Source organism: Nonomuraea sp. NPDC048892 (assembly GCF_040649735.1).
Taxonomy (GTDB): Bacteria; Actinomycetota; Actinomycetes; order Streptosporangiales; family Streptosporangiaceae; genus Nonomuraea; species Nonomuraea maheshkhaliensis.
On record NZ_JBEZFZ010000004.1, the window covers coordinates 140,859 to 156,079 of the forward strand.

The following is a 15,221-nucleotide window of genomic DNA, read 5'->3' on the forward strand; positions in this document are numbered from 1 at the left end:
ACCGGCTCACCTGCGTTGACAGGGGCGAAAACGGGTGCATAACGTGACGTATGTGCCCAAGCGCTTGCTTGAATTCAGGAATGTCACGGCCGTCGCGGGAGTCGGCTACACGCCCTTCACCAAGGACTCCGGCGTCAGCACGCTGACCCTGGCCTGCCGCGCCGTGCTGGCCGCGCTGGAGGACGCCGGCCTGACCGCGGACGACGTGGACGGCCTGGCCACGCACCGCGTCGGCGACTCGGCCCCGCCCACCCTCGTCGGCCCCGCCCTGGGGCTGAGCGACCTGGCCTGGCACCTGGACCAGTTCGGCGGGGGCAGCGTCTCCCACGCCGTCGTCGGCCAGGCCGCGCTGGCGGTGGCCGCGGGCCTGGCCGAGACCGTCGTCTGCTACCGGGCCATCAACGCCCGCTCGGAGTTCCGCATGGGCGGCACCGGCAGGGGCGTGCCGGTGAGCCCTGAGGTGCAGTACCAGGCCCCGTACGGGTACGTGGCCCCGCCCCAGCAGTTCGCCATGTACGCCCGCGCCCACATGCTCCGCTACGGCACCAAGGCCGAGCACTTCGGCCGCCTGGCCGTCACCCAGCGGGCCAACGCCGCCAAGAATCCGCGTGCTCTCATGCGTACGCCCATCACCCTCGACGACTACCTGGCCAGCCGGTGGATCGCCGAGCCGTTCCGGCTGCTGGACTGCTGCCTGGAGACCGACGGGGCCTGCGCCGTGGTCGTCACCACGGCCGAACGCGCCCGCTCGCTGCGCCGCCCGCCCGTCCTCGTCTCCGGCGCCGCCTGGGGCGGCGGCACCTCGCACCTCTCGCTCGCCGGCGCCGACCCCACGGTCACCGCGGCCGCCGCCCTGGCCCCCCGCCTGTACGCGCAGGCCGGGCTCGGCCCGGAGGAGGTGGACGTGGCCGAGCTGTACGACTGCTTCACCTACTCGGTGATCGTCCAGCTGGAGGACTACGGGTTCTGCGCCAAGGGCGAGGGCGGGCCGTACGTGGAGTCGGGCGCGACCGCCCTGGACGGCGCCCTCCCGGTCAACACGCACGGGGGTTTCCTGTCCGAGGGATACGTCCACGGGCTCAACCACGTCGCCGAGGCGGTCTCCCAGCTCCGGGGGGACGCGGGGGACCGGCAGGTGCCGGGCGCGGAGGTGGCGCTCTCGACGTCCCAGCCCGGCTACATCCTGCCCGCCACCTCCGCCCTGATCCTGAGGAGGGCGTGATGGCCTACCGTCCCGAGCCCGACCGGGACTCCCGCCCGTGGTGGGAGCGGATCGCCGGGAAGGAGTTCGCGGTACAGGAATGTGCCGGCTGCGGCACGCCGCGTTTCCCACCGCGGGCCTTCTGCCCGGTCTGCCGTACGGAAGGGTGTCGCTGGCGGAAGGTCGACCCCGTGGGAACGGTGGAGAGCTGGATCGTCAGCCACCAGCCGTTCGTGCCGGGACGGCTCGATCCATACCTAGTGGTAATGGTCCGGCTGGAGGCGGTTTCCGGCTGTCTGGTGTACGGAAATTGGCGATCGACGCGTCCGCCGGAGCACGGGGAGCGGGTCGTGGGGGCGTTCACCGAGGTCACAGGGGATGTGACGCTGCTCGACTGGGCGCCGGCCGATGCCGGGAGCGTGCATGTTCATCCACCCGAGCGCAAGTCCTCCCGCTAGTTGACCTTGCGTGGCAAATTGCATTGGTACCGGTAAATCCCACCAGTCCCACCATCACGAAAGGTGCCCCCGCGTTCGGCCTCAAGGGTTGATGATGTGGCTGTAGGCGTCGTCGATGCGGACGGCCTGGACTTGGCGGCAGATGTGATTCGTGCGTGCTGGGTGACGGACGTGGCCACGAGGTCACGTGAGACGATCCTGCCCGCCTGCCGTCGTGACACCCGGTCTCCCCGCTCCGGAACCCGGGCCAGCCGCCCCGGGTTCCGGAGCGGGGCGGCCCGTGCGCCCCCTGACACGGAAAAGCCCCCATCGGGAGATGGAGGCGGCTGTTCGTGCGGATCCCTGTCGAGGAGAACGCGTCCTGGCGGGCGTGGGGGACCCGCCAGGACGCGCTTCCTTCCCCGTGTGCGACGGCCCAGGACTCCGGCGAGGGATGGAGTCCTAGACCGTTGAGCCGCACACGGAGTCGATGGGGGAACGTGAAGGTCCCTGTCGTCGGCAACGTGCGGCGATGCTTCGAGCTGCACCGACCGGGTCATCGATGTGCTGCGTGACGGTGGCGCCACCCTCCTTGTCTCCGACAAAGGATCCGTCTTCGCAGCACGCGGTCAGCTCAGTCAGCACCGATGGCGATGGCACGGATGTGCCACTGCACTGGCAGGTGTGGGTGATCACCTGGCGGCGCAACGCGTAACGCAGTAAACGAGTTGCTTCGCGAGGGTCATGCCAGGGCAGGTATGGCGTACCCGTGCGGACCGGCGACACTGGCCTTCACCCCCTCACCGGCCTTTAGATGGATTTGTACCAACGAATGGATGATGGGCCGGTGGACCGGGTTTGGTCAAGGGGTTGTGGCCTGCTAGAACCAGATCGTCTAAATTGTTGGAACAAAAGGGGTGAAAGTGGCAAGGTCGGTGCTGTATCAGCAGGTGGCTTCGGAACTGCGACGAGCCATCTACTCGGGTGTCCTCGGCCCCGGGTCGCAGCTGCCGACCGAGGCTCAGCTCATGGAAGACCATGGCGTGAGCAGGAACACTGTGAGGCTGGCCCTTGGGGAGCTGGTCAATGAGGGACTCGTCACTCGCACGCCACGGCGTGGAACAGTGGTCAGAGACCGCAGACCGCTGCTGATCTATCCGCAGCGGGAGCTGGAGCCACAACCCAGTGGGGAACTGCGGGAGGCCTTCGCCTACGCCGTCGCGCAGGAAGGCCGCGCGCCAAGCCAGTACATCGAGGTCCTGACGGTGTCTCCGGTAGAGGAGATCGCCAGCAGGCTGGAGTTGGCCGACGGGGAGTTGGCCGTGGTGAGACGCCGTCTGCGGTTCGTGGACGGGCAGCCGTACAACACCAACGATTCCTACTTTCCCCGTGACATGGTCGCCGATTCCGAGATCGCCAGACCCGGAGACATCGCGCGAGGGGCGAACCGGGTACTGGAAGAGTTGGGTCATGCGCAGGTGCGCGTCGTCGACGACATCTGGGCCCGCATGCCCAACCAAGAGGAGGCCGAGCGCCTCCAGCTTGAGCTCGGCACGCCAGTGATGGTCTATGTCCGAGTGGGTTACGACGGGGCGGACATGCCTGTGCGTGTCGCCGTGTCGGTGTTGCCAGCCGACAAACATCTGATCAGATACGAACTCGATCGCCGCTGACGAGTTCGTGGGTGAAGGGGTGATCCCGCCGGCCGGGCGCAGCGAGAAATAGCCGCCTCGCTGGCCTAGGGGAGTCGTGCATACTCCCCTAAATCGCCATTTATCCATATATATCGGGATAAGGCCCTATTTCGCCCTAGCGCACCGTTGCGTCATCACGCTGTGCGCTGGAGCGGACACCCAACGCAGTGAAGGATTTACTATGCACACACACACCCTGCTTCACCCTCTCTCCCTCCGCCGAGCGGAACCCGCGGACCTTCCCGGCGTGCTCACCCTCCTCGCCGACACCTCCGAGTGGCTCTGGCGGCAGGGACTGCGGCAATGGCCCCGTGGGGGGTTCGGCCCGGAAAGGATCGAGCCGCTCATCGAGGAGCGGGTGCTGTTCCTGCTGGACGACGAGCTCAGATACCTCGATCCCGACGAATCCGCCCCGCCGGTGGCCACCATCGCCCTCGACGAGCACGCCGACCCCGAGTTCTGGCGGCCGGGAGACGACCCGGGGGCCGCGCTCTACGTCCACAAACTGGCCGTCGCCCGCCCCTGGTCGGGCTCCGGCCTCGGGGACGCCCTGCTCGACTGGGCGGGCGCCTCGGCGTACTGGGCCGGCCTGCCGTGGCTGCGCCTCGACTGCGCCAAGAACAACCCCGGGCTGCAGAACTACTACCGCAGGCGCGGCTTCCGCCACGTCCGCACGGTGGACCTGCCGCACCGGTCCTCGGGGGCGCTGTTCCAGCGCTCGTCGCAGGACGTGCCGATCACGGTCTTCCGTGACCTGACCATCGCCGAACTGATCAGCGCCTGACCCGCCCCGGCTCGCGGCCCGGCCCCACCCCTCGGGACCGGGCCCCGGCCGGCTCCGTTCCTCGGTCGCGACCGGCCCCCGTCCCTCGGGTTGCGACCGGCCCCGATCTCCCAGGAGCCCGGTCCGACCCTCGATCCCGCGCGGCTCTGTCCTGACCCGATCCCGCGGGGTCGGCCTCTGGTCTGAGCTGGCCTGCGGTTTGAGTCGGCTTGCTCAGCCGTGCGGCGCCGTCCAGGCCGGGGCGCACAGCGAGATGCCGATCTCCTGGGCCACCTCGGCGTGGGCGAGGTACTCGTCGATGTCATGAGCCCGGCCCGTCGCGTTGACGACGGGGACCTCATCCGGCCCGTCCTGCCAGCGATCACTTAGCGGGCAGCCGATGGTGACCGAATCGGTCGGGCACCAGGCGTTCAACCAGCGGGCCACCCGGTCAGGACGGTACGGCCCGCCGCTGATCAGCCGCTCGTACACGCTGTCCAGGCCGAGCGGGCTGCCCGCCGTCACCAGCAGTTCCACCTCCACCGCCGGATCGAGCCGGGTGAGCAGGTCCATCGCGACCACCGTGCCCAGGCTGTGACTGACCAGCACCATGCGGCCGGATCGTGGCAGCTCCTGGAGCACGCAGTCCAGAACCGCGTCCCGTACCCGCTGGTCGTCGAGGTAGGCGGCCACGTCTCCGAAGACGGCGGCGATGGCCAGGCGGTCCAGGTCGGTGGTGTCGGCGAGCCAGCTCAGCCCGTCGTGGACGGCGTCACTCAGCCCCTCCATGCCCGGAGCCCGAGCCGGGGGCAGGCCGGCTCGGGCCGCCGCCTCGACGATCAGCTGCTCGTACAGCCGCCGCGTGGAACCGGCCGCCGGCGCCGCCGCCTCGACGGGATCCCCGACGGCCACCCTCGGCGAACGCTGCAGCGCCTCCAGCGGCCGCATGGCGTCGACGAGCCGCCGCCCGTAGAACGGGAAGCAGGCGTCGGCGGGCACGATGGTGGGCAGGCCGGCCCGGGTGAGCCCGCAGTTCAGCCCGGCGGCCCAGTTGCGACGCACCTCTTCGGGAACGCAATCCTCGTGGTTGCGGCCGTGCAGGAACACCAGGTGCTTCGCCCCACCGAACGCGCCCGGCGCAGCGGGCAGGCCGGTGCGAGTCCGGAGGGGCGCGGCACGTACGCCGGCCTCGACGGGCGGCCCGCCCTGCGACGGCACAACCGACCGCCACGCCTCCGGCGGCGGCTCCGATCGCCCGTCTCCGGGCGGCGCCACCGATGCCCTGGTGCCTGGTGGCGGGACCGACCGCGGATCCATCAGCGGCGGCTCCGATCGCGTGCCCTGCGGTGGCGAAACCGGTCGCGTGTCCTGTGGCGGCGCGGCCGATCGCGCGTCTTCCGACGGCGGGACCGTTTGTCCATTCATCGCAGGAAGGACTGCTTGTGCGTCCGACGCAGGAGGGATCGTTTCCCCGTCTGCCGAAGGTGCGGCGGATAGCCCGTCCGCTGAAAGTGGAGCCGATCGTCCGTCTGTCGAGGGGCTGGCGGATCGCCCGTCTGTCGAGGGCGAGGCGGTTGCGGTTGCGGTGGCGGTGGTTCGTACCGTGGTGAGGTTCTGGAGGCCGGATTCTGGGCCCATTTCGGTCAGGTACGTCAGCCGTTCATCGTCGAGCGGCAGCGCGGCCAGGTGCTTGAGGATGACGCTGACTCGTACGCCCTCGTTCGAGATCCAGTCGACGGCGTCGTCGCCGTCGCCCTCGCGCCAGAGCTGCCCGTCGCGCCGCAGGATCCGGCCGCGGCCGTCCGTCCTGGGCACGCCGCTGTGGTGGAGCGCCGTCACCTCCCACTGGTCGTTGAAGACGGGAGAGCCGGAACTGCCGGGCTCGGTGTCGGTCTGGTACTGCAGGAAGTCGTCCAGCCGCGCCTCCAGCCGGTTCTCCCGGATGGAGATCTCCTTCAGCCTGCCGCTGGGATGACCGATGATGTTCACCGGCTCCCCGATGACCAGTTTGCCGGTCTGGACGCTGAGCCTGTTCCAGCCGAACATCTCCCCGACCGGCCGGCCGGTGGCGTCAGGGACGACCGGGACGAGGGCGAAGTCGAGGGCCTCGTCGGCGACGAGGAAGGCGTCGGGGGCCAGGAGGAAGCGCTGCGACACCTCGGGAGTGTTGTCCACGCTGACCTGGGCGTCGAACTCCACGACCGCCGAGCGGGCCACGCCGGCGTCGGGGAACACGTGATGGTTGGTGAGCAGCAGCCTGGGGGAGACCAGGAAGCCGGTGCCGATCGGGATCTCGCGGCCGTTCTCGCGGACCGCGATCCTGGCGACCGTCCGCGCGGCCCGTGCGCCGCGGGGCAGGAAGCTCCACGCCTGGAGGTCCTTGGCCACGCCCAGGATGCGCTCGTACATCTTGGGCCGGTCGAGAGCCTCGGTCCTGGTGGCCTCCAGCGCCGCCTCGACCGGGAGCCCGTTGCGCTGGACGAGGCGGGCGGTGCGGGCGGCGAGCATCTCCGGCGTGTCGGGGAACGCCTCTCCCTGCCGCTGCCTGTGGGAGGTGGCCTCGCGGTCGCTGTCGCTCCAGCGATACCGCTTCGCGGCGGCCCTGCTGTGGCCCACCCGGTTCTCACGGACCTCGGTTGCTATATCCATGGCAGTTCCGCCACCTCACGTAAAAGCCGTGTCACTTTCGACGATGCGGCTCGGGGCGGTGCGGCGTCCAGGCGGGTGTACGGTAATTGGCCGCACGTTGACCGACATTTCGGCGCGCACTTCCCGTCCACCTCGACGGTCGCCAGTCAAGTTAACTCATTAAATATGTCATCAAGATGCTTTTCTCTTTTCCGGATGAAGGCGGGACTACAATCAAACGACGTGAGAAAGGGAGGCGGTCCCATGGGAAACAAGGTCGACTTCGTAACCGTGGAATCGTTGGACCGGCAGGCCCAGCAGCTCACCCCGGTGGAGCTCCAACTGTTGGACGAGCTGCCGGCCCGGGATGACGGACAGTAGCGGGGGTCGTCATCCGCCGCCGCGCTGCCCGGCCGAGCGCGAGGTGCCGCTTCCCGTCGCCGTCCGGCGGGTGACGGCCACGCTGTCCGCGCTCGGCCTGCGCGCGCAGCTCGTCGACGCGGGTCCCGGTCGTGACCCGTCCGCCTGGTGGTGCGGCCTGCGGGGTGAGGCGGACGCGGCGCCGCCTGCCTGCGGGATGGGCAAGGGCAGCCGGGACGAGGCCCGCGCGGGCGCCCTCTTCGAGGCCGTCGAGCACTACCTGACCGGATCGGCAGGATTCGCCCCCGAGACTGTGGAACTGGCCGTCCCGGCCGACGTCGCCGCCGGGCCGCTGCGGGATGACGTCTGCGGGGCCCTGCTGGCCCCCATGAGCGGCCACCGGATGGCTTGCGCTCGCTACCGGGCCATCGGCGGGCCAAAGCTCGGCAGGGACGTCCTCAGCGGTGGCGGCTTCAGCGGGGACGGTCTCAGCGGCGGTCAACTGAACGGGGGCGGTCCAAGCGGGGACGGCCTCGATGGCGGCGGTCCAAGCGGTGGCGGCCGCAGCGAGGATGGCCTCAGTGGCGGCGGCGGGGTGTTGGTGCCGCTCTTTCTGTCGGCTCCCTGGTACGTCGAGGCGGGCTCCGCGCCGCTCCGGGAGCTGGTGGGCGACCGCTGCGACTACGCCGACCTCATGCGCTACAGCTGCAACAGCGGCTCCGCCGTCGGCGTCACGGTGGCCGAGGCGTTGCTGCACGCGCTCAACGAGACGATCGAGCGGGACGCCCTGTCCCTGCTCCTGGTACGGGCCTTCCTGGGCGGGCCCGGGTTCCGCCCTCGGCTGATCGATCCGGGGACGCTGCCCGACAGGCCCGCGCGGGCGTACGCGGTGGCCCGGGAGCTGACCGGATCCCCGGTGTACCTGCTGGACATCACCAGCGACCTCGGCGTGCCGACCATGCTGGCGTACACGCTGCCCACCTCCCGCCACCCGCACCGGCGCGGCACCGGCACCTCGCTGAGCCCGTCCCACGCCGCCTGGCGCGCCCTCGCCGAACTCGTCCAGACCACGCTCGGCGAACGGCTCCCGGCCGGCACACACCGCGACCCGGCCGCGCCGGCGGCGCATCCCGCGCTGCACGCGTGCGCCCGGTTCGACCTCGCCCAGGCCCTGCCCGACGCCCACGTGGTGCCCTTCCCGGCCGATGCGCCGGCGGGTGTGACGGCCGGGACGCCTGGGGATCAGCTATGGAGAGTCGTCGCGGCGCTGGCGGCGCGGGGTTTCACCGCTTATGGCCGGACGGTGCACGCCCTTCCTTCCGGCGTCACCGCCGTGCACGTGTTCGTTCCTGGGCTGGAGCGTTTCATGCTGGTGATCGACGGAAACCTCGTCATTCCCGGCCGTCGCGGCAGGGCGGCCGCACTTTCTGCCCTTGAGAACGTATCTCTGCCACGTCTTTGACGGATATTGGAGAGCCGCAGCCCTGTTTTCCGATAATCAACCTTGTGCGGAGAATTCCGAGCACTGGTTTCGCGTGGAACCTGCGCATACTGAGTTTATGACTGCTCGATATTGGCGACGACAAAATCGCCTGGCCAGGATGTCGTTCGGTTTCTTCCTGCTGTTCGGGTTCTTGTCTCTGGTGTTCTACATGGCCGCCACGAATCTCAAGGGCCAGCCCCTGGGGCAGGTGTTCGGGTCCGCCCAGATCTACGCCTTCGCGAGCACTGTGATCGCGTTGGGCACCCACGTGTTGCAGTCCGTGTCCTGGTGGCGGCGCAGCGGCGCGCCCCTGCCCGCCCCGACCTCCGCCCAGATCAGCACCGCGAAGGATGTGCTCGCCGGCCTGGTGGCGCAGCAGTGGCGGGACGAGACCGCCCTGCGTTCGCTGGCCGACCCCGAGCCGATGCCGCTGGCCTGGCGCTCGACCGAGCGCCGCGAACTCGCCGACCGCTCCGAGATCATCGCCGAGGGGACCGTCGCCTTCTCCGGCCTGGATGTGCACATCGAGGACATGGTCCGTAACTTCCGTGCCCTGCGCTGCAGGCGGCTGGTCATCCTCGGCGGCCCAGGCACCGGCAAGACGACGCTGGCGGTGCAGCTCGTGCTCGAACTTCTGCGCACCCGCGAGTCGGACGAGCCCGTCCCGGTGCTGCTGTCGGCCGCCCGCTGGGACGATCGCGCGTATCCCCGGCTTCAGGAATGGCTGGCCGGGAGCCTGGTCATGGACTATCCCGCGCTGCGTGCGGCGGAACTCGGCACCGACATCCCTGAGTCGCTGGTGGCGAGGGGGGAGATCCTGCCCGTCATCGACGGCCTGGACGAGCTGCCCGACCACGCCCGCGCGGATCTGCTGGCCGCGCTCAACCGGTCGATGTGCGGAAACGACCAGCTCATCCTCACCTGCCGGACGGAGCAGTTCGCCGAGTCGGTCGAGGAGATCGGCGACGTCCTGACAGCGGCTGCGGTCATCGAGCCGCAGCCTATGGGGCCCGACGTCGCCGCCGACTATCTGCAGGCCTGCCTTCCGCCGGTGCCGCATCCCAACTGGCCGGCGGTCATCGAGGCGTTGCGCACAGGCGCGGCCCCCGCTCTGGCGGAGGTCACCTCGACCTCGCTGGGCCTGTGGCTGGTCCGCGCCACCTACATCGCCCCGCGCGTGGATCCGTCCCCGCTGCTGCGGTACGCGCACGGCAGCGCGGCCGAACTGCAGGACCACCTCTGCGACCAGCTCATTCCCGCTCTGGTGAGCACCAGGACGCCCGCCGACGGTCCGGTGCAGCCCTTCAGGCCCCGGCACGCGTGGACCCCGGAGCAGGTCGGCCGCTGGCTCACATACGTTTGCCGGCAGTTGGCCGTGAGCGAGGACGACACCCGCGACATGGCCTGGTGGCACCTGGCGGGCCGCACGCCCAACCGCACGGTGCGCCTCTGGTGCGGCATCGGCATCGGCGTCGTGACCGGGCTGGTCTTCTTTCTACTGACCGACGGGATGGTGCTCGTAGGCGTGGTGACCGGCTTGCTGGCGGCCTTGGTGGTCATCGTCATGACCGGGTCCTGGTTCACCGAGACCCCCGGTCACGCCGAGCTCCAGTGGCGCGGCCGGCTCGGCGAACTGGCCCGCGTGCTCCTGGCCGGGCTGATCATCGGACTTGTCGGGGCGATCCTCGGCTGGCTGGTGGGCTGGTACTTCGGTAACTACGAGGCCGCCTGGAACACCGCGCGGAACATCGGGCTGCTGTCGGGCATCGGCTTCGTCATCGTCCTCGGCCTGATCCGCTGGGTCGAGCACCCGACCGTCACCGCGACCGCGCGATCCCCCCGCTCGACCTGGCGGGCGGACCGGACCCTGACCGTCATCCGGATGCTCAGCGGGATCGTGGTCGGCCTCATGGCCGGGCTCATCGCCAGGGAGGCCCGGCTCCCCACGACCGTCGCGATCGTCGGCGGGTTGCTGCTCGGCCTGCTGTTCGGGCTCGTCGTGGGCCGGCACCACGCCTGGCTGGCCTACAACCTGACCGTGCCGCGCCTGGCCGCCAAGGGCAGTCTGCCCATGCGGGCGATGGACTTCCTGGACGACGCCCACCGGCTCGGCCTGCTGCGTACGGAAGGCCCGTACTACCAGTTCCGCCACATCGAGCTGCAGCAGCACCTCACCCGTGGACTCCAGGAGAAGCGCGCGGACCAGCCGTTCGAGCCGGCACCCCACTTGTGAGTCCTGTGCGTGCCCTTGGCGGTATTCCGGGCGTGCCTTGAGCACGAGCCGAGCCGGTGCTGGGAACTGATCCGGGTGGAGCCGGGCACGTCCGGCCCCCGTCCGGAAACGGACGGGTGCGAGGGGGAGAAATTTCGGTGGGTGAAAGATACAGCGTGCTGCGCGACATGAGCGGCGTGAGCACAGCGAGTCCTTTCGAGTCGGCGCGGCAGCCGGGGCCGGAGCCCGCTCGCGTCCTCGCCGGCGGCGAGCCGCACGTCGAGGTGCTCGAACTGGCCAAGCACGAGCTGCGCGACATCTCCCGTGATCCGGAGGTGCGGGCGGTGGCGCCGGTCATGCCGACCATGCTCATCCAGCCGTTCGAGGACGGCGCCGACGAACGTGCCACGGCCGAGGCGGCGGCCGCCGCGGCCACCTGGGGCGTCAAGGCGGTGGGCGCCGACGTCTCGACCCGGACGGGCGCGGACGTGATCGTGGCCGTCCTCGACACCGGCATCGACGGCAACCACCCCGCGTTCACCGGCGTCACCCTCATCCAGGAGGACTTCAGCGGCTCCGGCGTCGGCGACAAGCAGGGACACGGCACCCACTGCGCCGGCACGATCTTCGGCCGGGCCGTGGACGGCACCAGGATCGGCGTCGCGCCCGGCGTGACCCGCGCCGTGATCGGCAAGGTGCTCGCCGACGACGGGAGCGGCGACACCGAAGGGCTGCTGCGCGGGATGGAGTGGGCACTGCGCCAGGGCGCGCAGGTGATCTCCATGTCGCTGGGGTTCGACTTCCCCGGCATGGTGCAGCGCCTGGTCGACCTCGGACGGCAGCCCAAGTTCGCCACGTCGCTGGCGCTGGAGGCGTACCGGGCCAACCTGCGGCTCTTCGACGCGCTCATGCGGATGGTCGCCGCCCGCGAGGCCGTGAGCCCCGGCACCCTTGTCGTCGCCGCGGCGGGGAACGAGAGCGAGCGCCAGACCGGGCCTGACTTCGAGATCGCCGTGTCGCTGCCCGCCGCAGCCGAGGGCGTCATCGCGGTGGGCGCGCTGGCGCAGTCGCCCACCGGCAACGGCCTGGTCGTCGCGCCCTTCTCCAACACCTTCCCGCAGATCAGCGCGCCCGGGGTCGGCGTGGTCTCCGCCCGGGTCGGTGGCGGCCTGCGCTCGCTCAGCGGCACCAGCATGGCGACGCCGCACGTCGCGGGCGTGGCGGCGCTGTGGTGGGAGGAAGTGATGAAGTCACCGCTGCCGGCCACGTCGACGACGGTGCTGGCCCGCCTTCTCGCCAACGCCGCCGTCAGCCCGCTGGCCTCCGGCGTGGACATCGCCGACCGGGGCGTCGGTCTGGTGCGCTCCCCGTAGACCTGCTCTCTGCCGGTGCCACGCGGCAGTGGTCGCGCCACGTCAAGGCGCGACCGTTCCGCGGGCTTCCGCGACGGAGGGCGGTGGAACGGTGCGGTCGCCGACCGCACCGGCTCCGGCCGGCGAACGGCCGGTATTCCTTCTCTCAACGAAGACCGTGCAGGTCTTCTCCGGAGGTGTAACAAGCATGAGTCAAGCGGTTGACGTCGACAAGCGCGAGGCGGCGTCCAGCGCCAAGCGTGCAGCGGGGGTCGAGGCGGCCACCAAGATCTGGCACACCAAGACCGTTCCCAACGCGGCCAAGGCGGCCGAGTGGGTCAACAAGACACCGCCGCAAGGCGCGGGTGAGGCCTCCTTCTCCACCCGGAGCGACGGCTCCGTGGACGTCTACTACTTCATGTGAGCACGATGGGCTTCACGTGAGCACGATGGGCTTCACGTGAGCACAGTGGGCTTCATGTGAGAACGGTGGGCGGACGCCGGTTCGCCCACCGTGAGTCCGCGCACGTGGCAGCGGTTATGTGAGCGGCCACGTGAGCGCGCTCGGCATGCCGAGGGCCGGTGTCCCGTCGGGGGCGCCGGCCCTTCCCGCATCGCGGGCCGGGCGGTCAGCCCTTGATCTGTCTGAGGATGCTCTCGTCGGTGATCTCGGTGTCCCTGGCCAGCAGCAGCGCCTTGCTGAGGATGAGCGCCAATCGGCTGTCGTCCTCGAACGGCAGGAACAGCCGCGCGTCGGTCTTCCGCTCGGGCACGACGCACAGGTAGACGTCGCCCGGATCCATGAGGACGTTGCCGCTGCCCAGATGGATCTTGTACGTACGCAGGTCGCCGCGAACGACCAGGAACCGCCCGTCGAGCGTGCAGCGATCGGCCACGGCCAGGCGCGGCAGGATGCGGGCCAGCGCGTCGCGGCGCACCTCGCCCGAGGCCGCGAGCGAGCCGAAAGAGGTCTCACGCCAGTAATCGAGATGGCGGCCCTGCCCCCGGTCGGCCCACTCGGGATCGGTGGCGATCGAGGTCACCGCCACGAACAGGTCCACGTCCCGCATCGCCTCGCTGAACACCAGAGGCGGCACCTCCGCCGGCGGCGCCTCCCGCCAGCCGCCGCCGTCGTGCCGGTCGAAGCGGATCCGGCCGGTGAGGGCGTATTCGCCGGGGTCGTCGTGGAGGTATTCGTGGTGCAACGCCACCCGCCACCGATCACCCGCCACCCGTGTGCCGAGCTCGCGCGTGGCCTCGCCCTCGACGCCGCCGTCCCAGGGGCCGAGCATCGGGGTCTGCCAGGCGCGGGTCTTGAGCAGGGCGTAGAGGCGGCGGTAGTCGACGACATGACCGGCGAAGCGCTCGGAGAGGGCCGCGCCCTCCTCCGCCGGAGTCAGCAGGTAGACCTCGCGGAAGGCCTGCTTGAACGGCTGCCTGACCCGTTCCTCGGTGATCCGCTCGCGCCAGCGGAACACCTCGTCCGTGGTCGCGCGAGCCGGGTGCCACAACCGCACCTGCGCGTCCTCGGGCACGCCGGGCTCCTCCGGCGCGCCCAGCGTGGCCCGCCACTCGCCGGGGGCGTGCTCGATCTCCCAGATCAGCCGTGCCGCCACCGGCTCGGCGACGGGATGCCGGGCCACCTGCGCCAGCCACGTCGCGTACGGCAGCGTGCTCTCCGCCGCGAACCCGGCCTCCAGCGCCCTGGTCATCGTGCTCACCTGCCGGTTGGCCTGCTTGACCAGCTCACGCAGCCGCTTGACCTCCTCCGGGTGCTCCTTGCGCACCGCCGCGGGAAGGCTCTTGACCGGCCGCTCGCCCTGCCGCCAGGTCAGCGCGAACTCGCCGCTCTCGCCCGGCGCGATCACCGCCTGGTGCGAGCCCAGCGCCACCTCCATCCGCCCGCCGGGCCCGAACCCCAGGGACGGCATGCGCAGGGCGACCTCGACCCGGTCGGCCAGCCCCGGCTCGGCCCGCTTGATCATGCGGTCGAGCTGCTTGATCACCCCCGCGTGCCGGGTCGCCGCGCGGGCCGCGCGCAGCGCCGTGATCACCTCGGGGGTCGGGAACCGCTCGGCCGCTCTGGCGATCTCGAAGAGCAGCGCCTGCGACGGCGGCGTCTTCGCCTGCGTGGGGGCGACCGCGACCAGGGACAGCAGCTTGCCGAGCAACTCGGGCAGCCACGGCTCGTCGCGGAACAGGGCCAGCCGCGCGGCCCGGCCGAGCGTCTCCACCTCGGCCCGGCCGAACGCCTTGTCGGCGCGGAAAGGCAGCTCCCCGGCGTGGATCGCGGCCAGCCTCTCCCCGGCGCTCTCCAGGGCGGTACGGGCGAAGGCCGCGTAGGCGGGCAGCTGCGCCAGCCGTTCCCACGTGTCGGGCGATTCGGGCGGCGCTCCGAACGAGCCGGGGCCGGTCTCGGACAGTAGTGCCCGGTCCACCGGATCGAAGCTCAGCACCAGGTCGCGTTCGGCCGCCGCGAGCGACGCCGCCGGCTCGTCCGCCAAGAGCGTCACCTCTCCCATTCCCGCCACCGCCGCCACGGCCAGCAGTGCCCACGGCGCCTCCAGCCGCTGTGCGGCGATCATGAACTCGGTCAGGACTCGGGCCGGCCCGGCCAGCTCGGCCGTCGGCACACCGTCGGGACACCGCAGCAACGCGCCCGCCGCCAGGCACAGATCGGCCCACTTGCGCCTCTCCAGACCGGCCACGAGCGCTTCGTACAGCGCCAGGCAGGACTCGGGGGTGAACTCCGGCTGCCGCTGCCGCACCTCGTCCTCCACGAGGCGGCGCATCGAGAAGGCCGCGCTCCCTTTGCCCGGCGTCCGGTAGGCGAGGGGCAGCAGGTGGCCCAGATCGCGAGCGGTCAGCCGGGAGCCGTCGGGCCACGGATCGGGGTAGGCGGGGTCCTGCCCGGTCAGGTGGAGCAGCACCCGCTGGGCCTCGGGGGAAAGCGTGAGGGACGCGGTCATGGAACAGCAGGTTGCCGGACGCCACCGACAAAAGCGAGGCGAGGGACCTCCCGAGGGCTCTCCGCGTGCGAAGGTCTCGTGCGTTCCGTAACGGCTTCCGTACGCGTTCCGATTCCCCTACC

The 15,221-nt window shown here is 70.7% G+C and carries 10 protein-coding genes; 8 read left to right on the forward strand and 2 right to left on the reverse strand.

All coding sequences use genetic code 11. The annotated features are described in order from the left end of the window. The first annotated feature begins 52 nt into the window (after positions 1–52). From AB0C28_RS14465 to AB0C28_RS14480, 4 genes are all read left to right on the forward strand, one after another. On the forward strand, positions 53–1,222 hold the full coding sequence (locus AB0C28_RS14465) for an acetyl-CoA acetyltransferase (RefSeq protein ID WP_357837678.1): 1,170 nt from the start codon (positions 53–55) through the stop codon (positions 1,220–1,222). Next, a complete protein-coding gene (locus AB0C28_RS14470) occupies positions 1,222–1,659 on the forward strand; it encodes a zinc ribbon domain-containing protein (protein WP_358074623.1) in 438 nt (145 codons plus the stop codon). Before AB0C28_RS14465 ends, AB0C28_RS14470 begins: the two co-directional genes overlap by 1 nt. 914 nt (positions 1,660–2,573) lie before the next feature. Further along, a complete protein-coding gene (locus AB0C28_RS14475) occupies positions 2,574–3,311 on the forward strand; it encodes a GntR family transcriptional regulator (protein ID WP_106235132.1) in 738 nt (245 codons plus the stop codon). A 268-nt stretch (positions 3,312–3,579) separates the two neighbouring features. Next, on the forward strand, positions 3,580–4,116 hold the full coding sequence (locus AB0C28_RS14480; protein WP_357837671.1) for a GNAT family N-acetyltransferase: 537 nt from the start codon (positions 3,580–3,582) through the stop codon (positions 4,114–4,116). A gap of 213 nt (positions 4,117–4,329) precedes the next feature. Here the strand turns inward: AB0C28_RS14480 and AB0C28_RS14485 are convergent, their stop codons facing one another. After that, complete coding sequence (locus AB0C28_RS14485; protein ID WP_358074626.1) at positions 4,330–6,744, reverse strand: trypsin-like peptidase domain-containing protein; 2,415 nt, start codon at positions 6,742–6,744, stop codon at positions 4,330–4,332. A 346-nt stretch (positions 6,745–7,090) separates the two neighbouring features. Here AB0C28_RS14485 and AB0C28_RS14490 point away from each other — a divergent pair, with 346 nt between their 5' ends. The 4 genes from AB0C28_RS14490 to AB0C28_RS14505 all read left to right on the forward strand — a co-directional run bounded on the left by AB0C28_RS14490 (position 7,091) and on the right by AB0C28_RS14505 (position 12,554). Then, positions 7,091–8,545, forward strand: coding sequence for a YcaO-like family protein (locus tag AB0C28_RS14490; protein ID WP_358074629.1), 1,455 nt, complete (start codon positions 7,091–7,093; stop codon positions 8,543–8,545). 139 nt (positions 8,546–8,684) lie between these two features. Beyond that, positions 8,685–10,799: an NACHT domain-containing protein gene (locus AB0C28_RS14495; RefSeq protein ID WP_358074632.1), complete on the forward strand. Its 2,115-nt coding sequence runs from the start codon at positions 8,685–8,687 to the stop codon at positions 10,797–10,799. Positions 10,800–10,936: 137 nt separating this feature from the next. Beyond that, a complete protein-coding gene (locus AB0C28_RS14500; protein WP_357837660.1) occupies positions 10,937–12,151 on the forward strand; it encodes a S8 family serine peptidase in 1,215 nt (404 codons plus the stop codon). A 187-nt stretch (positions 12,152–12,338) separates the two neighbouring features. Then, positions 12,339–12,554, forward strand: coding sequence for a hypothetical protein (locus AB0C28_RS14505; RefSeq protein WP_357837657.1), 216 nt, complete (start codon positions 12,339–12,341; stop codon positions 12,552–12,554). A 205-nt stretch (positions 12,555–12,759) separates the two neighbouring features. Here AB0C28_RS14505 and AB0C28_RS14510 read toward each other — a convergent pair whose 3' ends face one another. Next, positions 12,760–15,099, reverse strand: coding sequence for a DUF4132 domain-containing protein (locus AB0C28_RS14510; RefSeq protein WP_358074635.1), 2,340 nt, complete (start codon positions 15,097–15,099; stop codon positions 12,760–12,762). Between the last annotated feature and the right edge of the window lie 122 nt (positions 15,100–15,221).